The following is a 24,818-nucleotide window of genomic DNA, read 5'->3' as shown; positions in this document are numbered from 1 at the left end:
CTACACTCCTTATCTATCATTTCATTGGATTATATAATATAAGTTATTTATAGTAAATGGATTTAGTGGTAATTTTTAGGTTTAACAATAAAAAAACCTTACCGCAGTAAGGTTCCGTTTTTACATTCTATAGTGACCGACTTATTAAAACAATCATTACAATAATCGCAATAAACATAACAACTAAACAGCCGATCATTTTATAAAAGCCTCTTTTCGTTAACGTCCCGCCTTGAACGTCTTTACGAATAAATAAGAATACTGCTAAAAATAATACAAGCCCAATGCCAAAAGCATACATCATTTGCATATGTTAATCTTCCTCTCTCTCTTCCATCTTAATATCTTTTTGCCAAAACAACAAATGAGATAAAAACGGTACTCATCGTAAGTGCCATAAGTATATTCAATAATTCAGTAGCAGATAGTGTAAGTATTTTTAAGTTTAAGCCGATAGAGAAAAGAAGATAATATGCTGTTAATGCAAAAAAGGTTACAAACATTCCTTTATAACGAATAAGTTTCATTCGCTCGTCTTTTTCTTTAAATTGCGGGTGCAAGTAGCTTAGACAGAAACTCATAATCATCATCCCAAGCAATGGATACGTTATAGCTGGCGGTGCAGAATGCGTCATTATACCTGTTAATATCATAAATCCACTCATAAATAGAAAAATAATCCCCATAATTACAAAGTACTTTTGTGAATAATTCATCCCTATTCCCCCTCTTCTTTTCCTTCATAAATAAATACATGTTCTATCGTTGTCTGAAATGTTTTCGCTATTTCAAATGCTAGCGGAAGTGATGGATCGTATTTCCCCTTTTCAATTGAAATGATGGTTTGTCTGGAAACTCCAAGTTTCTCAGCCAACTTTTCTTGAGATAGTCCAAATTTTTTTCGGTATTCGACCATTTTATTTTCCAAGGAAATTTCTCCCTCCTTCCATATATCGAGTATATATGTAAAGTAAACTTTACGTCAAGGTTCCTTTACATTTATTCCAATCATTTTTCACTCTATTTATATAGAAGAAACTTGTTCGATTTGAGCACGTCTATTTTGTAATAAAACATGGAACACTGTATGTAATCGTTACTATATTTCCTCCTCACCTTTTTTAAAATTTAATATCTTCATATTTGTTTTATCCTTTTAAAATATTTCATTCTCTTCTTTATTAGATGAAATGTGTTATTGGTTTTACGGTGTTTTTTGGCATATTTATAGAAACTAACGGGTTATGAACCATTTTTTATGTTTAGCAACTTTTTTTGTAGAAATCCTTCATTTTCCTTTCGATATTTAACACTATCGAAATAAAGTTTACGATAAATTCATAATTTTTTATTTTTTATACTATATTCCGTTATATTGTTGTATAATATCTATGAAAGCGCTTATTATTTCAATATACATAATTCAAACTAAATTTCATCAAAACATTCTAACTATTATACCTATATTTAAATGCAACAATTATAGCTATTAGTATAGGCATACCAAATATATCCACCCCATTTTTCTGTAAAATTACTTTATAAAGTGAAAGATTAACTTGGGTGATAAGTTATTGTGAATGTTTTTTTACAAAACAGATAAGTAATAGTGTTTGGTATTATGTAAATTATTGTAATAACATAAGAGTAAAGAAAACATTTACATTGATTATTGATTCATTACTTATTGAAAAAGAGCAAAATGCACCTTTGTATGGAAAAGGATTATATGCATTGGGAGGTTTAAACAAATGACGAGGAAGAATACAACGACAAACCCTTGGGCCAAGTTCCACGGTCCGAACCTTGGTTATGTTATTGAGCAGTATGATCTTTACGTAACTGGAGCAGGTTCTGTTGATCCGGAATTACAAGAGCTTTTTGAAATTTTTGGAGCTCCTTCGTTTCAAGATGATGTCGTAACAGGGGACAACACAGCAACACATTTTTCTCCTCAAAACACAGGTAACATTGAAAAAATTCTTAAAGTCGTTCAACTTGTTGAGCAAATTCGTTCTTTCGGGCACACGTTGGCTCACATTAACCCGATGGAAGATGCTGCAAATGGACAATCACTTCTTGAGAAAGCAATGAGTGAACTGAGCGATGCTGACTTGAAAGCGATTCCAGCGAAAACAGTATGGCAAGATGCACCAGAAGGTATTCACACTGCACTTGATGTGATTCATAGATTAAAAGACGTTTATACAAAATCTTTAGCTTATGAATTTTCTCATATACAAGATAGTGAAGAACGCGCGTGGTTGCATCAAATGGTGGAATCAAATTCATTGCGTCAACCACTATCAAATAAAAAACGAACTGCTCTTTTAAAACGTTTAACAGCTGTTGAAGGTTTCGAGCAATTCTTGCATAAAACATTCGTTGGGCAAAAACGTTTCTCTATCGAGGGCGTTGATATGCTTGTACCTGTTTTAGATGAAATTGTTCTAGAAGGTGCTAAGAACGGCGTAGAGGATGTCATGATTGGTATGGCTCACCGCGGTCGTCTAAGCGTACTTGCTCACGTATTAGAAAAACCATATAGTCACATGTTTGCTGAGTTCAAACATGCAAAAATAGAAGGCGCAGTAGCCAATTCTGGCTGGACTGGCGACGTAAAATACCACCTAGGTAGAGAACAAGTCGTTAGTAACGAAGAAGTTAGCACTCGCGTGACATTAGCAAATAACCCGAGTCATCTTGAGTTCGTGAATCCTGTAGTAGAAGGTTTCGCACGTGCTGCTCAAGAGAATCGTAAAAAATCTGGTCTTCCAGATCAAGATACTTCAAAATCATTCGTAATTTTAGTTCATGGTGATGCTGCATTCCCTGGTCAAGGTATTGTATCTGAGACACTCAACTTAAGCAGATTGAACGCGTATCAAACAGGCGGAACGATTCATGTTATCGCAAACAATGCAGTTGGTTTTACGACTGATAGTTATGATTCTCGTTCTACGAAATATTCAAGTGACCTTGCAAAAGGTTTCGATATTCCTATTGTTCACGTGAACGCTGATGATCCGGAAGCTTGTCTTGCTGCTGCTAACCTTGCGATTCAATATCGCATGTTGTTCAAAAAAGACTTCTTAATCGATTTAATCGGTTACCGCCGCTACGGTCATAACGAAATGGATGACCCAGCAGTTACGCAACCACAAGTGTACAAAAAAATTAAAAATCACCCAACTGTAAGAGCAATTTATGCAGATCAATTACAAGCTGCTGATGTTCTAAATGCAGATGAAGTTGAAACAATTACGCAGTTTATACAAGAGCAATTAAAATCCGACTATGCACAAGTACCACCAGCTGATACGGGTGATGCAACAATTCACGTTAAAGTGCCAGATGTTGTTGCAAAAGGTATTCAACCAATCGATACTGGTGTTGAGATTGACTCACTTCGTGCAATTAATGAAGGTCTACTATCTTGGCCAGAAGGATTTAACGTATATCCAAAAGTGAAGAAAATTCTTGAGCGCCGTAAAGATGCTCTTGAAGAGAACGGTAAAATTGAATGGGCACTTGCTGAGTCGTTAGCATTCGCTTCTATTTTACAAGAAGGTACGCCAATTCGTTTAACTGGTCAAGATTCACAGCGTGGTACATTCGCACACCGTCATATCGTATTACACGATACTGATACAAACGAAACATATTCACCATTACACCGTTTACCAAACATTAATGCTTCGTTCTCTGTTCATAACAGTCCGTTATCAGAGGCTGCTGTTGTTGGTTACGAATATGGTTATAACGTATTCGCTCCAGAAACTCTTGTTATGTGGGAAGCGCAATATGGTGACTTCTCAAATACTGCGCAAGCATTATTTGATCAATATGTTTCAGCTGGAAGAGCAAAATGGGGTCAAAAATCTGGTTTAGTTCTTCTATTACCACACGGTTATGAAGGTCAAGGACCAGAGCACTCTAGTGCACGTCCAGAGCGTTTCTTACAGTTAGCTGCTGAGAATAACTGGACAGTTGCAAACTTAACGAGCGCGGCACAATACTTCCATATCCTGCGTCGTCAAGCATCTATCTTAGGAACAGAAGCTGTTCGACCATTAGTACTGATGACGCCGAAGAGTTTATTACGTCACCCACTTACGCTTTCAACTGCTAATCAGTTAAGCGAAGGACGATTCCAACCTGCTTTAGAACAAGAAAACCTTGGTATGAAACCAAATAAAGTAAAACGTCTTGTTTTAAGTACAGGTAAAATGGCGATTGACTTAGCAGCAGAAATCGAGTCTGGTAAACATGAGTACAACTTAGACGAAGTTCATGTCGTTCGTATTGAGCAATTGTACCCATTCCCTGCTGAGAAAGTTCAATCTATTATTAAACGCTTTAAAAACTTAGAAGAAATCATTTGGGTTCAAGAAGAACCTCGTAATATGGGCGCATGGCATTACATGGCTCCAATTCTGTTCGAACTTGCTGGAGATAAAGTGAAAACAGGTTACATTGGACGTCCTGATCGCTCTAGTCCATCTGGAGGCGATCCATTCGCTCACAAAGCTGAGCAAGAACTAATTGTTGCACATGCTTTAGATGTGAAGTATAACTTCCGTCAAGATAAACAAGAAATTGAAGTTTACAGCAACTAAAAAGTAACAATGAAGGTTTCTAGCTTGTTCCTTGGGCAGAATATCTGCCCAAGGCCAGGCTAACAAATGGAGATTACCGAAGACAAAAGAAGAAAAAACACACCGTTAGGCAAATAAGGGGAGGACATTTAAAATGATCGAAATTAAAGTACCTGAGCTTGCAGAATCTATTACCGAAGGAACTATTTCACAATGGCTTATCAACGTAGGCGACAAAGTTGAGAAAGGTGGCAGCGTTGTTGAGCTTGAAACTGATAAAGTCAATGTAGAAATCATTGCAGAAGATTCAGGTATTGTATCGAAGTTACTAGGCGAACCTGGGGATACAGTTGAAGTTGGCGCAACTATCGCAATTTTAGATGCTAATGGAGCACCAGTTGCAGTAAGTACACCTGCTCCAGCTGCTGAGCAACCAAAACAAGAAACAGCTGAAGCACCGAAAGCTGCGGCTCCAAATGCTGAACAAACTACGGGTCTACAAGGCTTACCAAATACGAACCGTCCTATCGCATCACCAGCTGCTAGAAAAATGGCTCGTGAATTAGGAATCGACTTAAACGACGTACGTAGCACAGATCCACTTGGACGCGTGAGACCACATGATGTACAAGCTCATGCTGCAGCACCAAAAGAAGCACCAGCTGCTCCAAAGAGCCCAGCTCCTGCTCCAGTTGCAAAAACTGAATTCGAAAAACCAGTTGAGCGCGTGAAAATGTCCCGCCGCCGTCAAACAATTGCAAAACGTCTTGTAGAAGTTCAACAAACATCTGCAATGTTAACAACATTTAACGAAGTTGATATGAGCGCGATCATGGAATTACGTAAAGAACGCAAAGATGCTTTCGAGAAAAAACATGATGTACGTCTTGGCTTCATGTCATTCTTCACAAAAGCAGTTGTTGCAGCATTAAAACAATTCCCATTATTAAATGCTGAAATTCAAGGTGACGAGCTTATCATCAAAAAATTCTATGATATCGGTATTGCAGTAGCAGCTCCAGATGGATTAGTTGTTCCAGTTGTACGCGATGCTAACCAATTAAACTTCGCTGAAATCGAAAGTGAAATTCGTAATTTAGGTATGAAAGCACGCGATAACAAACTTTCATTAAAAGAACTACAAGGTGGTACATTTACAATTACAAACGGTGGTGTATTCGGTTCTCTAATGTCAACACCAATCCTAAATAGCCCTCAAGTTGGTATTTTAGGAATGCATAAAATCCAAGTACGCCCAGTTGCAATTGATAACGAGCGTATGGAAAACCGCCCAATGATGTACATTGCTTTATCTTACGATCACCGTATTGTTGATGGTAAAGAAGCAGTTAGCTTCCTTGTTGCTGTTAAAGATATGCTTGAAGATCCAAAGTCATTATTATTAGAAGGTTGATAGATTAAAATCTATTAAAGGCTGTAGAATGAATCATTCTACAGCCTTTTTTTATTGTGTTCATACGGGACAAATTTCATGACATAAAGTAATAATGTATGCCTAAACGTAAGGAGGATTAAAATGAATAACCTTCCAATTCATGCAAAACTTAAAGTAAATAAGGACACTTTCTTCCTCCCCGATTCAAACGGGGGTGTCTATTTTCGAAATAACGCCAGTTCATTTCGCATGGACGGTGATGGAATTTATGACTGGATTGAAAAATTAATGCCCATGTTTAACGGTAATTATTCTTTAGCAGAAATAACTGATGGACTCCCTCTCCCCTATCAAAATCGTGTATTTGAAATTGGAGAGGTTTTATATGAAAATGGTTTCGTTCGTGATGCAAATCAAGATGCACCTCATGAATTAAACAGTACATTACTCGACAGATATGCTTCACAAATTGAATTTTTAGAAGCTGATTCTCATTCAGGTGCTTTAAAATTCGAAACGTACCGCGGGGCAAATGTACTTGTACTTGGTTCTGGGGATATGCTTACTTCTTTAGTTTCTTCTTTATTAGAATCTGGTTTACCTACATTTCATTACCTCGTTACAGATCGGGATGAAACAAACTATGACAGAATACATGAGCTAATAGAACGTGCATATGAAGTTGATAACAGTGTACTCCTTCAAGAAATCGATACTACAATTGACCGTCCCTTGCATGAAGTGTTCGAACCTTTTGATTGGATTTTATATGTTTCCCAAAATGGAGACATTGATGGTTTACAAACAGTTCACACTATTTGTAGAGAAACGAAAAAGAATTTCATACCAGCTATTTGTTTATCTACACTCGGTATAGCTGGGCCTGTCGTAACGGAAAATCGTGATGAATGCTGGGAATCCGCATGGCATCGACTACATGAAACGAATTTACAAAATGAAAATTCATCTGATTCCTTCTCACCAATTACATCTGCAATGTTAACAAATGTAATCGTTTTTGAATTATTTAAGCATGTCGCAGATGATTCACATCGGGAAAAAGAAGCACAATTCTTTTTATTAAACTATGAAACACTTGAAGGAACGTGGCATTCTTTTATAAAACATCCTCTTGCAACTGATGAAAGTTTTACAATTGATACGATAGAAAATCTTTCTGAAAAACTTGAGCATCGGTCGAACCAACATACTTCAACTGATGTATTCCGATTTTTTGACTCATTAACTTCTAAAGAAGCCGGTATATTCCATGTATGGGATGAACAAGATTCATATCAATTACCGTTATCACAGTGCTATATTCAAGTAGCCACTCCACTATCAGATGGCCCAGCTCACCTTCTGCCTCTTATGACTTGCAGTGGATTGACTCATAATGAAGCACGCCGAGAAGCCGGTTTAACAGGAATTGAAACATATGTAGCAGAAATCATTCACCGCCTTATTCCTGAACATAACGATATCGGTATCGGTGCTGGAGAAACGATGACAGAAGGATTTTACCGGGCACTACAGCAACATTTAAACAATAAATTGTATGAGCGGCAGTCACATATGCTAGAAGAACTTACAACGATTGATTTAACTGATATTCACGATAAACATTGTAGATTTTATTACGAAGCTCTCTCTACAATTCATGAAACACCTAAAATCGCAATGAGTGAAGAGATTCTCAGTTTTCCAGCCGTTTGGGTTGGTATAAATGATAGATGGTACGGTGCATCTAATATTAATATGACGTTAGCGTTACGAAACGCACTACAACTATCACTCTTTCACGTTCAAAATGAAGAAATTCCTTACAGAGCTAATATTTTGTATGACTCATCTATTATTTTATATGACACTGATTCTTTTAGGGTGGAAATACAAGCGGAAGAAGAAATTCCAAGCGTACAATCTTTGCAACTCGCCTTACAACATTTAGAAGAACATAATTTTTATCCATTCGTATTTGATTTAGCGATTGAACCATTTTTGAAAGAAAACTTAGACGGTGTGTACGGAGTATTAATTGCAAAGGAGGACGGTTTATGATTCAAAATATATTGCTTATAGGAGATGGCCTACTTGCAGACTATGTACATGATCAATTATGCGAACAATATTCCATCATTCGTCAACATACCCTTACAGAAGAACTCCCTGAAAATATTCATCTCGCTCTCGTATTACATGACGGATCTCCTTCTACTATTCATCATGATGCCGAACTTATTTTTCGCTCAAATCATATTCCGTGGCTTCGTGGTTTCACTTCATTTGGCGAAGGTATTATCGGTCCTTACATTCATCCTCTTACGCCCGGATGTTCCCATTGTTCTGATGGACGCCGTTTTATCGCTGGCTTTGATCAAAAAGAAATGTGGGAACTACAGCGGAAATATGCCTTTAAAGCCGAAAATGGAACGAGGCGTGATGTACGTGCCACCCAAAATGGAATGTTACAAATGTGCCATCTTATTTGCGCAGAAACAGAAAAAATATTAACTCATAACCATTCTTCTTTAGAAAATGAACTTATTTTACTAAACTTACAAACATTACAATGTACGCGGCATTCTTTTCTTCCAGATCCTCTCTGTCCTGTATGTAGCAATTTACCTGATGATACTGCGGATGCGGCGGAAGTTTCTTTACAACCGAGTTTAAAAGTAAGCACCGAAACGTATCGCTGCCGTTCCATTCATGAATTAAACACATTTTTAACGAAAGACTATTTAGATTATCGGATCGGTATGTTGAACGGCAAAATGCAGCATTCTTTATTGCCATTTGCTGACGTCATTATAAACATGCCATTAATGTTTGGAAATGAAGGTGTTGCAGGCCGAACTCATTCATTTGCAGTGAGTGAAGCAACTGCTATTTTAGAAGGTTTAGAACGATATTGCGGTATGTCGCCTCGCGGGAAAAAGACAAATGTGCATGGTAGTTTTCATGATTTAGAGGAACATGCACTAAATCCCCTCACACTCGGTGTACATACAAATGAACATTACAATCGTGATAATTTTCCATTTAAGCCGTTTGATCCTGATTATGAGCAAAACTGGGTATGGGGATATTCTTTATCACAAAACAGACCGCTTTTAGTTCCTGAATCAATTGCTTATTATAGCCTCGGTCATCGAGATGCTTTCGTGTATGAAACATCAAATGGATGTGCAATTGGCGGTAGTTTAGAAGAAGCGATTTTTCACGGCATTTTAGAAATTGTAGAGCGTGATGCCTTCTTACTCACTTGGTATGCCGAATTACCTCTTCCCCGCCTTGATCTGAGTTCAGCAAATGATACAGAATTACAATTAATGATTCAGCGGTTACGTACGATTACTGGATATGAATTACACGCTTTTAATGCGACGATGGAACACGGCATCCCGAGCTTATGGGTAATTGCAAAAAATACACGTGAAAATGGAATGAACGTTGTTTGTGCGGGAGGCGCTCATTTAGATCCTATTCGAGCTTTAAAAAGTGCCATTCAAGAAATAGCAGGCATGTTACTTATAACAGACGATGAGCTCGAGCACAAAAGAGAATACTATGAAAAATGCTTACAAGATCCTTATTTCGTTAATAAAATGGAAGACCATAGTATGCTGTATGGATTGAAAGAAACGGAAGAACGTCTTCACTTCCTTTTACGAGAAGATGCACCGGTGCAAACGTTCCAAGAAATGAATGTATCACAGTCATTTGATATGGATTTAACATCCGATCTCCACCAACTTTTAAATCGTTTGCATCAATCTAATCTTGAAATAATCGTTGTAGATCAAACCGTTCCCCTTATAGAAAAGAACGGACTACACTGTGTAAAAGTCATTATTCCAGGCATGTTACCGATGACATTCGGCCATCACCTTACTCGTGTTACAGGATTAGATAGAGTCTATACCGTACCGATGACACTTGGATATAGCACTGAACCGTTAACAAATGAACAATTAAATCCAAATCCGCACCCGTTTCCATAGTAAAGGAGGGATTTCATGCAGCTAGATACTTTTTTACATCATCTCCATTTCTCTATTGATGAAATTATGCCGAATCATGAGGTGGACTGGAAAGACGCACCGCTTCCTTATAAATTATATCGAAATGTACCTACCATCCCGCTCTCCTTAGAAATCCCGTTATCTTTATCGAACTCTTCTACTACACCTACTCTAAATGAGATTGGTCACTACCTTTGGTATTCATTTGGTGTAACACAATTATGTCAGCTAAATAGCGAGAGAAATGTATTACGCAGATCCATTCCTTCAGGCGGTGCTTTATATCCGAATGAATTGTATATCTATTTAAAGATTGACGATTATCCAGACGGCATTTACCATTATGACGCCGCGCATCACCGACTTATTTTACTTCGCGAAGGAAATTTCGATTCTTATTTAGCAGACGCACTCGGTAATCGCTGTAATATACATGATTGTTTCGGTGCCGCATTCGTATCCACTATGTTTTGGAAAAACTTCTTTAAATACAATAACTTTTCATATCGCCTTCAAGGATTAGATAGCGGGGTTCTCATTGGACAATTACTAGAATGTGCAAAACAGTTCGGTTATACGAACGGCGTATACTTTCAATTTCTAGACCGTGCACTGAACCATTTACTCGGATTGTCAGAAGGTGAAGAAAGTGTGTATGCCGTTATTCCTTTAAGTACAGAGCCAGAAACTAATTGGTTTCACAATGATTACCGTGAAAATAAAACAGTTACTTCTCATGAGTTGTTGCAACAAATTCCGCCACTCGCACATGAACATTTCGTTCGCTCAAAACATGTAAATGAACATCCGATGATAACAAAAATAAATGAAGCTTCTATGATTGAATCGACAGAACACTTCCAAACACTACATCATGAAGAGCACTATCAACATAATACGTACGCTGTACAGCTACCGAAAGTAGAACGGTTATCGTATGATTTCCTACAACTTTGTAAAAAACGATATTCTCCTGATGCGGACTTTATTTTAACGAAATGGGATGCAGCTGAGCTCGCTACTTTACTACAAGAAGCGAGCCTCTCCTTCCCCTATTACAGCGACCTTGATGGTAAGTATGTAAATGAAAATGCACGCGTCTCATTATATGGATGTTTCTATAACGTAAAAGATATAGAAAACGGTGCTTACACTTATAACAGGAAAACACATTCCATACAACCAATTCGGTATGGGGACCTTCGTTATCTCCTTCAATCTAGTATGACGATGGATAACGTAAACCTTTTTCAAGTACCACTTTGCTTACATGTAGTCGGAAAGAAAGATTACTATACAAATGCATTAGGCTATAGAGGATACCGTATTCACCAAATGGAAGCTGGTATCCTCGTTCATAAACTCGTTTTTGCTGCAACTGCTATGGGGATGGGCGGGCATCCTTTACTAAGTTTTGATACAAATTCATGTGATCAATTGTACGGAATTGATGCTGGGAATGAAACGTCTCTTATTCAAGTTCCAGTTGGGGCATATCGGGCGCGGAATTGGTTAAAAGGGGCTTTGCATAATTAGAAGCACGCCGGTAGACGGCGTGCTTTTTTTAAAGGACTTAATTTATAAAAAGCGAAATGAGTATATATTCTTACATAAAAGGAGAATGTAACTTGAACATTTTACAACGATTAATTCAGCAAGCAAAAAACCCTCGCGGGACAATTGGTTCTTCCATGCTTTGTATTATGAACGCTGCACATATGAGACTAACAAATTGGGGATTACAAAAAATACATATACGTAAAGATGCAATTACTTTAGATATTGGTTGTGGCGGCGGCAAAACAATACATACTCTTTCAAAACGAATTCCATTTGGGAAAATATATGGAATTGATTATTCAGATCAAGCTGTTGAAAACTCAAAGAAAGCCAATATACAGGACGTAAAAAAAGGAAAAGTAATCATTCATCAGGCAAGTGTCTCCTCTATTCCTTACAATACAAACTTCTTCGATCTCATAACCGCTTTTCAAACACACTACTTTTGGCCCGATGTGGAACAAGATATAAAAGAAATATTTCGCGTCTTACAACCGAATGGATCTTTTTTATTAGTAGCTGAAACTTTCAAAATTCAACATCATATGGAGAAATGGAAAACGAATGAAGAATTAATAAACCTATTTTATAAAACAGGATTTACAAGTGTGAAATGCTATGAAGAAAGAGGTTGCCTTTGTGTAATAGGAATTAAGTAAAAAGCAGACCCTTTGAGGTCTGCTTTTTACTAGATTAACTTAAAAATACTCTTAATTTGTCTAGCAAATAACCAATTTTTCGTACCGTAGTTATCATTTAAACTATCTAAATTAATAGATTGTCCGTTAGCAAACTTTAATTCTAACGTTGTATTTTTGTCATTTGTTTTTAAATTACTATTTGTAATGGCATCATACTTTAATTTTTCAATCTCAATATATTCGTCTTTTTCTTGTCCGATCACGACATGGTCTTGGAAGAAGAAAAATACTTCTACTTTTTTACCGAAACAAAATACATTTTTCGTATAAATTAATGTCGCGTTATCAAGTCCGACACATACTTCTTTCATTTCTTCCACAACGTGTCCAAAGTCTTCTTCATGTCTTGTATTTGATTCAACAATCCATTCTTCGATTGTTTTCATATTAATTGCCATACTGCGCCCCCTGGTTCGTTCATTGCTTCGTTAAAAAAATAAATACTATATGAAAATATAAGCGATTAGTAATATGTTTTCAAGGGGGAACGGTATATTCAAAATAAAGCGAAACTTTAATCAATAGGGGTCTTCATCCCCACTGATTATTAGTTGAACCAATCGGGCTTTTACGGGCAGTTGATCCCCCACCTAACTTCTTTGCTTTCGCTGGATTTTGAGGTGGGGGTCTTACTGTCCGCAAATAGCGGGATAAAGTTAAATTTCAAAGTAATATAAAAGGAAAACCAATTTCATTAAATTTTAAACGTTTGAACGAGACATTCTTCATCATCAATTAACTGCTCTCTCTCATCAAATTCAATGTTCAGTTTTTTATATACTTTCTTCCAAAACGACACTGCTGGTACATTTTTTAGAAGTTCGATAACGAAATATTGTCCTCTTTTCTCTTCTAGTAAATTCTCAACAGCTTGTTTACCGATTCCTTTTCCTTTATATTGATTCAATATGAAAATATCATTAATACCAAAATCATTTTCCTTCTTCAAAAACGGACGTTCCAGTAGTAATAAGAATCCTACAATACTATGATCAACTTTTATAAAATACGGCGTGATTCCGTCATTTTTCCAAAACATATGCAAATCTTCGTATTCAAAAAATCCGTTCGCTCCGATAGTTATATTCATAGTGAACTTAGAAAGGTCATGAAGATATAAAGCGTACAAATTACGTAATATTTCTTTTTCTGATTCTTGAACCTTTTGAAGTGCTACAATCATAAAAAAACTCCCCTTCCTCATATGTAACTATTTCCCGATCCTCTTCATTCGACAAAAATGATAATTCCCCTTTAACAAAAAAATAGCACTTTAAAAAGTGCTATTCTGCTCTCCTTGCCGCTTGCTGAATTGGGTCCCACACGCTGTTATATGGTGGTGCATAACTTAAATCGACATCTTCTAAATCATGAATGCTCATTTTATTGAAAAGTGCCATCGCGATCACATCAATACGTTTATCTACGCCTTCTTCTCCAATTACTTGCCCGCCCAATAATTGTTTCGTATCGGAGCTATATAGTAATTTCAAGTAAAGTGGTTTTGCATTTGGATAATAGCCCGCCATATTTGTAGAATCTACTTTGACCGTTTTATACGGAATGTGTAGCCCTTTTGCTTCTTTTTCATTTAACCCTGTTCTTGCGAGTGTCAAATCCATAAATTTAATAATGCCTGTGCCTAACGTACCTTTAAAAGCTCTTCGTTTATCAAGCATATTCAGTCCAGCAAGTCGCCCTTGCTTATTGGCAGTCGTTCCGAGCGGGATATGATCATGAATTTCCTTTATAACGTGGTAATGTGTTGCGCAATCACCGGCTGCATATACGTCTTGCACATTTGTTTGCATATATGCATTTACTTCGATTGCTCCTTTATGATTCTTACGTATATTTGTCCCTTCAAGAAAATCAGTATTTGGCTTCACTCCAACCGACACTAAAACAAGATCTGCTTTATACGTACCTTTATCCGTTTCGATTGCTTCTACTCGTTCATTTCCTTTAAATGCTTTTACATTTTCATTCGTTAAAATTTCAATATGATGCTTATCTGCTTCTTTATGTATGTACTCTGCCATATCTGCATCATAAATCGTACCGATATGATCATTTCGCTCAATCATTCTTACTTTCTTACCAAGTTCGACGAATGTTTCTGCCATCTCAAGTCCAATAGCACCACCGCCAATAATCGTTACATCTTCAACTTTATTCGTTTCTAGCGTTTTTAATATGCGCTCAGCATCAGGAATTGTTTTTAAAAGATGAACGCCTTGTAATTCCCGTCCTTCCCATTCTGGCATAACAGGACGCACTCCAGTCGCAATTAATAATCGATCATATGGAAATTCAAAGACATCCTTCGTCTTCGTATGCTCTGCGTACACCATTTTCTTTTCCGTATCTACTTTCGTTACTTCATGACGCACTTTCGCATCAATTCCATATTTCTCACGAAACGTCTTTACGTTGCGCGCGATTAACTTTTCAGTTGAAGCGATAGCACCACTAATGACATACGGTAATCCACACTGAGCGTATGAATAAATTTCACCTTTTTCTAAAGTTACAACATTTGCATTTTCATCGTTTCTAACAATTTGCATAGCTGCACTCATACCAGCTGCATCTCCGCCAATAATGACATAGTTCACTTTACCACTCCTTCTTTTTTACATACTCTTTACGTTTTCCATATTTTATAGAAATAACACCTACTTCCATTGTAAAGAAAGAGAATTTCATCTTCAAATTTGGTGCACAAACTTATGTATAAATAGGTAACTGTCGTGTCTTATAAACAACATGTTTAATATGCTATAACAGTAACCAATTGAAAGTAGGTGAAATATACATGTGCGCTGGTCTTCTCGCTCAGTTTCCAGAGGAACCGAAAGAACCAAAACCCGCCTTGTCGCTTGATCAAGAATTTTCTATTAACGCAACCATTTATAGTGCTCGTGCTTGGTTATCTAATGATGAAACTTTTCCACAAACGATTTGGAAAGGCTCTCGCTTTGCTTCCGCATCACACGCTGGCAAGTCCATCTTACCAATCGGTACTGTAAAAATTTTAAACTTATCTGATGATACAATAACAGTTACTGCATCATCAGAATCAGATGATACTCTCAAAATAGTCGTACCCCCTCATTCTGAAGGTGTTTTAACATCTAACGCATTATCTGACGTGCAAGCAAGTACATCAGGAGGAGCAAGTAAAGTCACATTCCTCTTTCATATCTTTTTCTCAAGGGATCCTGGTTCAGATAAAAAACCATAAAAAAGGTACAGTTATGCACTGTACCTTTTTCACGCGCTCTATTCTCTTGATTTGATTAGTTCAATATTATAAGTTTCGATATCTGTTAACTTTCCTTTAAAATAAGGATTTTCTCTATACCAAGACTGTGTTGCAAAATACGCTTGCATATCTTTCGTTTGAAAAATATGTCCATGCCTTGCATATATTTCATTTCTAGCAATTTTCAACTGTTCTTTCGATAAATAGGTTAAATCTGTGCTCGTTAATTTTCGAATATCACTATCAGGAAAGATGAAACCATTATATACATACCCAGTCGCGGGCGTTGGAGTAACATTATAAACAACTGTTTTTTCTGCACTTTTCGTTTGGAATGGAAGATTATAAGACGAAAGTGCCGTTACCGTCTCTACTTTTGTCGTTTCCCGTCCATTTTCTCCATTTCGTTCTAAATAAATTTTCGCGCTTCCATCAGTCGCTACAGGCCCCCATGTAATTTCTTCTCCTGCGAGCGCTGTAACTGGTTTTTGATTTACGTACAATGTTGCACCAGGCGCGTTCGTTTGAACTGTAATATATTGACCTTGCAACGTTAAATCTATCGTTACGTTATTTTGGCTTTGTTTCATAAGTACAACCTTTTCCTCACGTGATAGTTTTACATAGTCATTTTTATATTCTGATTGAAACACTTGATTTCCCGGAAGAAATGGCCCATATTGCTTCTCAAACTTTTTGTCATCTGTCTTATCAATTTCTTTTCCGTTCATTTTTAACGATACGCCTTTTTCATTTGTAAGCAAAGTTGTATAGTACGTCTTCGCTTTCAATTTATACCGATCAAATATAAAGAAATACTTTCCGTCTTTCGTTAATGAAAAATCAGCTCTTTCTATTCCGTCCCGTTGTTTTTCACCTTGTCTCAAATATCCTTTTAATTCATTTACGTAAGATGGATTTTCTTTTATATATGAAAATAGAGGCGTTAAACTCTCTCTCGTTATCATAACCGACGGATCATCTGCCGTAACGATCTCAGCTAATTTCTCTCCGTCCCGCTCTTGTAAAATCGTAATCATCCGGTCTACTTGTGCCACCTGTGTATAATACGATGATCCGTACAAATACAATCCAATAATCGCTATAACAAATAGTGCTAACAGTGTAATGCCAACTTTTGTACCACTGCTCATGTTCTTCTTTACTACAGGACTTCCCCTCTTCATCCCGCAGTTTTGACAAAATTGTACACCATCTTCAAACTGAACTCCGCACTTTGTACATACATTCATTCAGTCAACCACCTTTTCATTAGAAGCCAGTTATCCCCTGTGTTAAGGCTTGAATTATCGTGCTAATGTAAGACCAAAGTACAATGAACGTTGCAATTCCAATTAAAACATTTGCAATAATAAGTGTGTAAACGAGATCTAATCCACCATTGTCTAGTTTTAATACGGCTACAGTTATACTAATCCCTATATAAGTTGCAACTACCGATAATAATATCGGTAAGAAAAAGATTAATAAAAAACTAAAAAGAAAAGAAAGAACTAATATGACAATAGCCGGCGTCGCTATCGTTCCCCATATACCAAATACTTCAAGAAACGAAAAAGATGATTTCATCATCTTACCACTTACAAAAATAATAAATCCAACAAATAAAGTTAAAATTAATAAAAAGAAAAAGACCGTTATAGATTCTCCAAAAAACGTGGGAGTAGATATATCTGGTGCAAATGTTCTCGTAACTGCTGATGCTGCACTCATCATTCTATAAAAAATACATGCTCCTAAAAAACAAATAAGAACAAGACTTAAAATTCCATTTCGCACTTCAATAGTGCCGCTTTTCATAATCGCTGTCGGTGCTTGTAATGCATGTTTAAAAAATTGAAAATAGCCGCTCGCAAACCGCTTCGCTTGTTCTACCGTTTCATTTGGACGCGTTTCCTTTTCTTGTGCCGCGCGCGCTTGTTCCGGCCCTTCTTCTTTGCCACTACTTGCCACTACTTCTTCCGTTAACGAATGTCCACAATTCCCGCAAAACTTTGCCTCTACTGCATGTTCTGTATGACATGACGGACATTTCATTCTCTTATCCCTCCTTAAGCATATACCTTATAGGGTGTTACAAGTTCAATATATGAATTTGTACATAAAACATGACTACAAGAAAAAGATTCTGAAATCCTTCTTCCGAAAGAAAATATATGTGCTAGCAATCTTGAAAAAAAATGCTATTATGAAACAGAATAAATAATATTTTTAACAGATTGGATGAAAGAAAATGGAATTGGTAAACTCAATTTTTCAAATACTCCTTACAAGCGTAATCCAATTATTATCTTTAATTGGCGTTATCATTGTAATTGGATTTCTATTAGGCTATTTAGAATCTCTCACACGCATGTATTGGTCGAGAGCTTTTGGAAGAAAAGGATTCCTATTAACGGCTTGGGTCGGTGTTCCGATTCACGAACTTGGACATGCCATTATGTGCGTACTGTTCCGTCATAAAATTGTGGCGACTCAGTTCTTCCCAACAGATACAAGTCAAGGGGCTTTAGGTTATATACAACATCAATACAATCAAAAAAGTGTGTATCAACGAATTGGGAATTTCTTCATCGGCATTGGGCCTATTATTTCTGGTATTACTGCATTAATCCTTTTAATGCGCTATTTCGTACCAGAATCATATTTTTTATTTAATACAACTCTCGAAAAAACGATTGCTTCTACTTCTATTAATGTAGAAATGATTCAAAACATGCTCTTGTCGACGTTTGTATTATTGAAAAGCTTATTTACAATCGGCAATTTATTGAATCCTTCCTTTTGGTTATTTTTATTTATCGCCATTTGCATTTCCGCACATATCGCTTTAAGTAAACCAGACATTAAAGGATCAATAGACGGTGTTGTCGTCATGTTTATCGTGTTATTTTTATTCAACATAATAGCAGGACTGTTTCAATACGACAGTAATCAGATAATTGGACAGGTTATGAAATATAATATGTATCTCATTGCGTTTTCTAGTGTGGCACTGCTGTTCTCTTGTCTTTCTACACTCGTTAGTTTTTCGTTTTATAAAATAAGAAGAGGGCGTTCTTTTTGAACGCCCTCTTCTTATTAATTATTCCCCTTATAATCACAATACTCAACAGGCACACGAGCATGCCCCTCTTCATCGGTACACCATGACTGTGATTGGAATGCAAGAAAGATACCAATCCATTCTTCTTCCTTTTCAAAGTGAATAAGTATTCCTCCATCTTGCCAGATGCCATCATCACCTTGCCATTTTTCTACATTCCCTTGATTCATGTGAATATCATGTATACCGTTTCCTGGTTTGAAATGAAAATAAGAATCTGATGTGTTTTCTTCTGGTCCCCATCTTTCGCCAAACGCGTAAATAATTGCTTTTTCTTCCATCGCTCGCTTTATATAACGTTCTATTTTTTCGTTTAAATCATTATCTGCTCCTGCTTTTTCGGGAGGCAAAGGAATCATTTGTTTTGAGTCAAATAGATTTCCTCTTACATAATCTAAAGCTACTTTCGGTTCATTATTTTTTACTTCCGTAAAACCAAATGGTAATGTCGGTAAAATATGAATCGCCTCTGACCTAATATTGTTATTCGCAAAATATAAAACTTCTGACGGATAACTTTGCGACTTTACGTTAATAGCAATACGATAATCTACTCCAGTCTCGCCCTGTAAATGAACTTGATAATGAGGTGTCTTCCCTTTTCCAATCTTTGATTGTATAACTGTACCTTTTAACACACCGTAGTTTTTTAGGGGCATACATTTCATCTCCTATTCATTTAGTAGAAGCTATTCATATTTAAATCATTATCCACTCATAAAAAAAATCCTCCTATGTTAGGAGGATTTTTAATTTCTCAACATATACCAAACAATAACCTCTACCAATACAAGCAAAACCGCACCAAAGATCATTAACGTCGTCTTCTTTAATAGTTCATTTTCACGGTAAGGGATATTACATAAGTAAGCACCTAGTGTAATCCGTGATGGACAAGCGATTGTCGCTACTGATGATGCGGTGTTTTGAAGTGTTGTGACATATTGCCACGGGAGTGCTACGTTTTGTGCGGTTTGCATTTGTAGTTTTATAAACATTGCATTTGATCCTGCGTTACTACCTGTTAAAAATCCACCAATAGCGCCAATAAACGGCGCAACGAAAACGAAAAAGGTTCCAAATGTATCACCAGCTGTCTTTGCGAGTAATGAATGCATGCCTGATGCACCCATTAGTTCTGAAATGGCGATAAACATTGTCGTAGTAATAGCAAAAGGAATCCATTGTTTGATTGTTTGCGAGAGTGATTGTTTAATAATATTAGACGGGATGCGGAAGAAAATAATAGTAAATAAGCAAGTCATACCGAGCCAAAATCCTGGTGAATATAGTAACTCTAGTTTGTAAGAGTATGATTTCAAATCAAGAACCGCATATGATCTGAACAAATCATGTAATGCTGGAACGAGGCGAGAAAGTAAAATACAAACTGTTAGAAATATATAAGGGCTAATAATTTTTATAATGGATACTTCTCTCTCCGTTGCAGCCGCATGTTCTGTTATAAGATTTTGCCCACTTTTTCCTTTTAATTTAATGATAAGAAAGCCAAATGTAATCGTTACGATAGAACTTAATATCCCGGCTAGTTCAACACTTACGTACGCATTAGAAAGATAGATTCCGAGAGAAAATAATAGAAAGAATCCTACTCCTTCTTTCCACTTTTCTATAACCGCTTGCCAGCCGCCAACAACGTGTAAAGAAAGAATAACAAAGTAAGCAAACATCGGAATACTTAATAGCGCTGTATTTGTACCAAGTGTTGTAAGAGGCATATTTATTAGCTGCGAACCGATAATCGTACCAGTTGCCATTGCGCCCCATGAACTAGCTAGTAAGCCGATAAATGAGAGCAGTACAGCTTGAAATGGTTTATATCCTAGTGAAAGAAAAATAGGTGCTGCAACCATGAAGCCAATTCCGAATCCACTTACCGATTCAATTAGTGGGCAAATACCAAAGCACATAAGAAGCATTTGTAATAAACGATCTTGCGTCACTTCTTCTAAAAAACGCGCTACTTGGTCGATGTACCCCATTTTGTTCATGAGGTGAAATAAAAAAATACCGAAAAATAAAACGTACCCGACAATAAAACAAATTAACCATCCTTTAATCGTTGCGTGCACAGTTTCACTTATCCCTAATTGAAACATTGGCGAGAGTAAAACGATTCCAACAGACACAGCATAAGAAATTAACGAAGACCTTAATGACGTTTGTTTAAATAAAAATAAACAAATGAAAATCATCATAATTGGGATAAGTGCCAACAATATGGCCATGTTATCATCTCATTTCGTTTAAAATACAATTTTTAACTATTATATAACAGATGTTGTAATTTTCAATTGTTTTTAAGACAGATTTAAAAAAGGAGCCAAACGGCCCCTTTTCATTCACTCCCATTTTCTATTATCCTGAAAAACTGTCTGCTGTCCGATTATTTTTTTCAACACAACAAACACAATGTAAGTACATATTGCTTGCAATGCAATATTCCAAAATTTCATTAATGTAAATGAATGAATCCGTAGAAATAATTCGTTTAATAATACAATCGAAACGATAATAAATAATTCTATACTAATCGAAAATAGACATATTTCTAAAATAGACTGTTCTTGAATGCGATTTAAGTTGGAAAAGATAAATACATATCCTAAAAATAGAGCCATCAACTCTATTTTCGTCATGCTAATGAGCCAAGCGTATAGCGGTACAGTTAAAAGAAGATATAGTAGTTTACGTCTTAGCATGCCTTCTCACCCTCTAGATTATATGTATTTTCTGTATATTTTAACATTTATTACGCAAAACAAAAAGAAGAGACTACGCCTCTTCTTTTTGTTTTGTTGCCTGTATTAATTCACATATTTCTTCTCGTTTTTCATTTTCTAATAACTCAATCACTTTACTTCCAACGACAACACCGTCACATATTGTAACCATTTCTTCTACATGTTCTTTTGTTGAAATGCCAAATCCAGCGACTACTGGTAAGTTGACGTGTAATTTTACTTTTTCTAAGTAACTATGAATCTCCTCTTTAAAGTTTTGACGTACTCCCGTTACGCCCGCTACTGTAACAGCATAAACGAACCCTTCTGATTCACTCGTGATTTTTCCAATTCTTTCAATAGGGCTCGTTACGGTAACGAGTGGAATAAGCGCAATGTTTGCCTCTCGAAGTAACGGCGCAATAATATTTTGTTCTTCATACGGTAAGTCTGGAACGATAATACCATCCACACCGGCCTCTAAGCACTTCTCTACAAATCGTTCTTTTCCGAATGCGAGTACTGGATTTAAATATGTCATGAGTACAAACGGAATTTGCACTTCTTTCCTTACCTCTATTAATGCTTGAAAAATACCTTTTACTGTTACACCGCTATCTAGCGCTCGTTTCCCTGCTCTTTGAATCGTTGGACCGTCTGCGACTGGATCCGAAAACGGAATGCCGATTTCAACGATGCTCGCTCCTGCTTCATCTAAAAAACGAATTCTTTCTTTTAATTTTTCAAAGCCACCATCTCCGCCCATTACGTACGGAATAAATGCTTTCTTACCATTTTCAAACGCTGCTTTAATTTTTTCTACTCCCATTTTTTACACCTCTTCCATATAACGTTTTATACTCTCTACATCTTTATCACCACGGCCAGATAAACAAATAACAAGTCCTTCATCTTCCTTCATTTTCGGAGCTAATTTTAATGCGTATGCGACAGCATGCGAGCTTTCTAACGCCGGGATAATGCCTTCTTTTTTCGTTAATAATTGAAATGCTTCTAATGCTTCTTCGTCTGTTATCGAATGATAAGAAACGCGGCCAATATCTTTTAGCAAGCTATGTTCTGGACCAACACCTGGATAATCAAGTCCTGCTGAAATAGAGTGTGCTTCTTGAATTTGTCCTTCTTCGTTTTGCAGAAGATACATCATTGATCCGTGGAGAACGCCAACGCTTCCTTTCGTTAAAGTTGCTGCATGCTTTTCTGTATGAACGCCTTTTCCAGCTGCTTCTACGCCGTAAAGAGCAACTTCTTCATCGTGTACGAACGGATAAAACATCCCCATCGCATTACTACCACCGCCAATACAAGCAACGACTGCTTCTGGTAACTTTCCTTCTAACGCCTCATATTGTTTTTTCGTTTCATTTCCAATTACACTTTGGAAATCACGGACAATTTGCGGGAATGGATGTGGTCCGAGAACAGATCCCATAATGTAGTGCGTATCATGCACATGTGAAACCCAGTAACGAAGCGCCTCGTTTACCGCATCTTTTAATGTACCGCTACCTGCCGCTACACTTTCTACTTTCGCTCCGAGTAATTCCATTCGGAACACATTTAATTTTTGACGTCTTACATCTTCTTCTCCCATAAAAATGACGCATTCTAATCCGAGAAGAGCACATACAGTAGCTGTTGCAACTCCGTGTTGTCCAGCTCCTGTTTCAGCGACAACTTTTTTCTTGCCCATTCGCACTGCAAGTAGTGCCTGACCGATTGTATTGTTAATTTTATGAGCTCCTGTATGATTCAAATCTTCACGTTTTAAATAAATCTTTGCACCACCGCAATACTTCGTCATATTTTCAGCATAATATAGCGGTGTTTCTCTTCCGACGTACGTTTTTAAATAATGATTTAATTCCTTTTGAAATGCTTCATCTTGCATCGCTTCTTTATATGCTTCTTCTAGTTCTAGTACAGATTGCATTAACGTTTCTGGAACGTATCGTCCTCCGTATATACCGTAATGTCCTTTTTCATCTGGATATGCGTAGTTCATTTGGAACACTCCTTCGCTTTTATAATAAATTGTTTTATTTTCTCTACATCTTTCTTTCCTTCTGTCTCTACTCCGCTGCTCACATCGACCATATATGGCCGAACAGTTCGAATTGCTTCTTCTATATTAAGAGCGTTTAATCCACCAGCTAATATCATTTTCTTTCGCAATTCTTTTGGCATATCTCTAAGTAGTTCCCATGAAAATGTCTTTCCATTTCCTCCATGAAACTTTTCTTTCGGGCTATCAAATAATATATAATCCGCTTCATACCCTTGGGCGTTTTTCATATCACTCTCTGAAGTTACTCCTAGTGACTTTATAGACGGAATATTCAATCTTCTAATTTGATAATTGTCTTCATCCCCATGTAGTTGTACATGTGTTAACCCGCACTCATCTGCAATTTTCTGGATCACTTCTACTGATTCATTTACGAAAACACCGATTTTTAACACGTTGGCTGGAAGCTCCTGAATGATTTCTTCCGCTCTCTTTGGAGTGATTTCCCGCTTACTTTCTGCAAAAACAAATCCGAGTGCATCTGCGCCATATTCGCACGCACTTTTCGCTGTTTCCACATCAGTGATGCCGCAAATTTTCACTTTCATATATTCACCTTACAATCTTCAAAAAAACTACTAATAGAAGATGATGTCATAAGCGCCTCTCCAACTAATACACCTTCGGCTCCAGCTCTTTTAACACGAATAATATCTTCTTTTGAATGAATGCCACTTTCACTAATCCAAAGTAGTTTCTCCTCATTCAATCTTTTTCCAAGCTTTTCAGTTTGGCTTAAATCTACTTCGAACGTTTTTAAATTACGATTATTAATGCCAATAACGTGCGGATTTAATACAATCGCAGTTTCTAATTCCTGTTCATCATGAACTTCAACAATCGCTTCTAATCCTTTTTCTAACACGTAGCTATACAGCTCTTTTAACTTCTCTTTCGTTAACGCTGCTACGATTAGTAAAATAATATCTGCTCCCGCTTCATACGCTCTATCGATTTGAATCTTATCGATTATGAAATCTTTACATAAAAGCGGAATGTTACTTTCTTCTCTTGCTGTTTGTAAATCGTGAAACGATCCTTTAAAAAATTGACCATCTGTTAAAACAGATACTGCTCCTGCACCACATTTCTCATATGTTCCCACTTGTTTTCGTACGTCAACGTGTAAATTGATATCTCCTTTTGATGGTGATGCTCGCTTTACTTCTGCAATGACAGTAAACTGCTGTAACGCTTCTACAAGTGAATGTGTCTTTCTTTTTGTTTTTACTGGTGTATATATTTCATATAACTCCGCAACTTCCTTTTTCTTCTGTTCTAAAATTTCATCTAAAATCGTCCCCACT

At 36.8% G+C, this 24,818-nt stretch carries 23 protein-coding genes; 8 read left to right on the top strand and 15 right to left on the bottom strand.

Features of this window, described 5'->3' with window-relative positions; all coding sequences use genetic code 11:
- Nucleotides 1-127: 127 nt before the first annotated feature.
- Genes MHH27_RS06755 through MHH27_RS06745 form a run of 3 tightly spaced genes read right to left on the bottom strand, consistent with a single transcriptional unit; the run spans nt 128 to nt 928 of the window.
- Complete coding sequence (locus MHH27_RS06755) at nt 128-310, bottom strand: DUF3976 domain-containing protein (RefSeq protein ID WP_001178303.1); 183 nt, start codon at nt 308-310, stop codon at nt 128-130.
- Between the two features lie 28 nt (nt 311-338).
- Nucleotides 339-716 carry a hypothetical protein gene (locus MHH27_RS06750; RefSeq protein ID WP_001109901.1) on the bottom strand — a complete coding sequence of 126 codons (378 nt, stop codon included), beginning with the start codon at nt 714-716 and terminating at the stop codon, nt 339-341.
- Nucleotides 717-718: 2 nt separating this feature from the next.
- Nucleotides 719-928: a helix-turn-helix transcriptional regulator gene (locus MHH27_RS06745; protein WP_000428506.1), complete on the bottom strand. Its 210-nt coding sequence runs from the start codon at nt 926-928 to the stop codon at nt 719-721.
- A gap of 823 nt (nt 929-1,751) precedes the next feature.
- Here MHH27_RS06745 and odhA point away from each other — a divergent pair.
- From odhA to MHH27_RS06715, 6 genes are all read left to right on the top strand, one after another.
- The gene (odhA, locus tag MHH27_RS06740) at nt 1,752-4,619 is read left to right on the top strand and encodes a 2-oxoglutarate dehydrogenase E1 component (RefSeq protein ID WP_144524162.1); all 2,868 of its coding nucleotides are present in this window, start codon (nt 1,752-1,754) and stop codon (nt 4,617-4,619) included.
- A gap of 133 nt (nt 4,620-4,752) precedes the next feature.
- A complete protein-coding gene (gene odhB / locus MHH27_RS06735; RefSeq protein WP_000569893.1) occupies nt 4,753-6,012 on the top strand; it encodes a 2-oxoglutarate dehydrogenase complex dihydrolipoyllysine-residue succinyltransferase in 1,260 nt (419 codons plus the stop codon).
- 123 nt (nt 6,013-6,135) lie between these two features.
- On the top strand, nt 6,136-8,055 hold the full coding sequence (locus tag MHH27_RS06730; protein WP_089170637.1) for a putative thiazole-containing bacteriocin maturation protein: 1,920 nt from the start codon (nt 6,136-6,138) through the stop codon (nt 8,053-8,055).
- Complete coding sequence (locus MHH27_RS06725; protein WP_090975845.1) at nt 8,052-10,001, top strand: TOMM precursor leader peptide-binding protein; 1,950 nt, start codon at nt 8,052-8,054, stop codon at nt 9,999-10,001. The genes MHH27_RS06730 and MHH27_RS06725 overlap by 4 nt, the downstream gene beginning before the upstream one ends.
- 15 nt (nt 10,002-10,016) lie before the next feature.
- Nucleotides 10,017-11,558, top strand: coding sequence for a SagB family peptide dehydrogenase (locus tag MHH27_RS06720; protein ID WP_090975843.1), 1,542 nt, complete (start codon nt 10,017-10,019; stop codon nt 11,556-11,558).
- 92 nt (nt 11,559-11,650) lie between these two features.
- A complete protein-coding gene (locus tag MHH27_RS06715; RefSeq protein ID WP_340942003.1) occupies nt 11,651-12,241 on the top strand; it encodes a class I SAM-dependent methyltransferase in 591 nt (196 codons plus the stop codon).
- 29 nt (nt 12,242-12,270) lie between these two features.
- On the opposite strand, the gene MHH27_RS06710 is transcribed toward MHH27_RS06715, so the two are convergent.
- The 3 genes from MHH27_RS06710 to MHH27_RS06700 form a co-directional block, all read right to left on the bottom strand.
- Nucleotides 12,271-12,681, bottom strand: a complete 411-nt coding sequence (locus MHH27_RS06710; RefSeq protein WP_000996806.1) for a DUF3908 family protein — start codon at nt 12,679-12,681, stop codon at nt 12,271-12,273.
- 296 nt (nt 12,682-12,977) lie between these two features.
- Nucleotides 12,978-13,466, bottom strand: coding sequence for a GNAT family N-acetyltransferase (locus tag MHH27_RS06705; protein ID WP_000634324.1), 489 nt, complete (start codon nt 13,464-13,466; stop codon nt 12,978-12,980).
- Between the two features lie 100 nt (nt 13,467-13,566).
- Nucleotides 13,567-14,901, bottom strand: coding sequence for a CoA-disulfide reductase (locus MHH27_RS06700; RefSeq protein ID WP_098566887.1), 1,335 nt, complete (start codon nt 14,899-14,901; stop codon nt 13,567-13,569).
- Between the two features lie 200 nt (nt 14,902-15,101).
- Between MHH27_RS06700 and MHH27_RS06695 the strand changes: the two genes are divergently transcribed.
- On the top strand, nt 15,102-15,530 hold the full coding sequence (locus tag MHH27_RS06695; RefSeq protein ID WP_065482744.1) for a hypothetical protein: 429 nt from the start codon (nt 15,102-15,104) through the stop codon (nt 15,528-15,530).
- 38 nt (nt 15,531-15,568) lie between these two features.
- On the opposite strand, the gene MHH27_RS06690 is transcribed toward MHH27_RS06695, so the two are convergent.
- Together MHH27_RS06690 and MHH27_RS06685 are read right to left on the bottom strand one after the other, a co-directional pair.
- Nucleotides 15,569-16,804 carry a TcaA 3rd/4th domain-containing protein gene (locus tag MHH27_RS06690; RefSeq protein ID WP_098566888.1) on the bottom strand — a complete coding sequence of 412 codons (1,236 nt, stop codon included), beginning with the start codon at nt 16,802-16,804 and terminating at the stop codon, nt 15,569-15,571.
- A 19-nt stretch (nt 16,805-16,823) separates the two neighbouring features.
- A complete protein-coding gene (locus MHH27_RS06685) occupies nt 16,824-17,609 on the bottom strand; it encodes a zinc ribbon domain-containing protein (protein WP_098256695.1) in 786 nt (261 codons plus the stop codon).
- A gap of 196 nt (nt 17,610-17,805) precedes the next feature.
- On the opposite strand from MHH27_RS06685, the gene MHH27_RS06680 reads away from it, so the two are divergent.
- Entirely contained in the window at nt 17,806-18,639 is an 834-nt protein-coding gene (locus tag MHH27_RS06680) for a hypothetical protein (RefSeq protein WP_098329503.1), read from the top strand.
- Between the two features lie 14 nt (nt 18,640-18,653).
- Here MHH27_RS06680 and MHH27_RS06675 read toward each other — a convergent pair whose 3' ends face one another.
- The 7 genes from MHH27_RS06675 to trpC form a co-directional block, all read right to left on the bottom strand.
- Nucleotides 18,654-19,337 carry a YukJ family protein gene (locus MHH27_RS06675; protein WP_340941998.1) on the bottom strand — a complete coding sequence of 228 codons (684 nt, stop codon included), beginning with the start codon at nt 19,335-19,337 and terminating at the stop codon, nt 18,654-18,656.
- A gap of 90 nt (nt 19,338-19,427) precedes the next feature.
- Nucleotides 19,428-20,927, bottom strand: coding sequence for an L-lactate permease (locus MHH27_RS06670; protein WP_305926048.1), 1,500 nt, complete (start codon nt 20,925-20,927; stop codon nt 19,428-19,430).
- Between the two features lie 114 nt (nt 20,928-21,041).
- On the bottom strand, nt 21,042-21,401 hold the full coding sequence (locus MHH27_RS06665; protein WP_340941988.1) for a DUF4029 domain-containing protein: 360 nt from the start codon (nt 21,399-21,401) through the stop codon (nt 21,042-21,044).
- 73 nt (nt 21,402-21,474) lie between these two features.
- Complete coding sequence (trpA, locus tag MHH27_RS06660; RefSeq protein WP_098235207.1) at nt 21,475-22,251, bottom strand: tryptophan synthase subunit alpha; 777 nt, start codon at nt 22,249-22,251, stop codon at nt 21,475-21,477.
- 3 nt (nt 22,252-22,254) lie between these two features.
- Nucleotides 22,255-23,448, bottom strand: a complete 1,194-nt coding sequence (gene trpB, locus MHH27_RS06655) for a tryptophan synthase subunit beta (protein ID WP_001105035.1) — start codon at nt 23,446-23,448, stop codon at nt 22,255-22,257.
- Nucleotides 23,445-24,059 (bottom strand): phosphoribosylanthranilate isomerase, encoded by a 615-nt coding sequence (locus MHH27_RS06650; RefSeq protein WP_000865141.1) that lies wholly within the window; start codon nt 24,057-24,059, stop codon nt 23,445-23,447. The genes trpB and MHH27_RS06650 overlap by 4 nt, the downstream gene beginning before the upstream one ends.
- Complete coding sequence (gene trpC / locus MHH27_RS06645; RefSeq protein WP_098235204.1) at nt 24,056-24,817, bottom strand: indole-3-glycerol phosphate synthase TrpC; 762 nt, start codon at nt 24,815-24,817, stop codon at nt 24,056-24,058. Before trpC ends, MHH27_RS06650 begins: the two co-directional genes overlap by 4 nt.
- Between the last annotated feature and the right edge of the window lies 1 nt (nt 24,818).

The organism is Bacillus sp. FSL L8-0152 (assembly GCF_038006365.1).
Classification (GTDB): Bacteria; Bacillota; Bacilli; order Bacillales; family Bacillaceae_G; genus Bacillus_A; species Bacillus_A cereus.
Note: the sequence above shows the minus strand (reverse complement) of the source record. Positions and strands in the feature narration are given on the sequence as shown.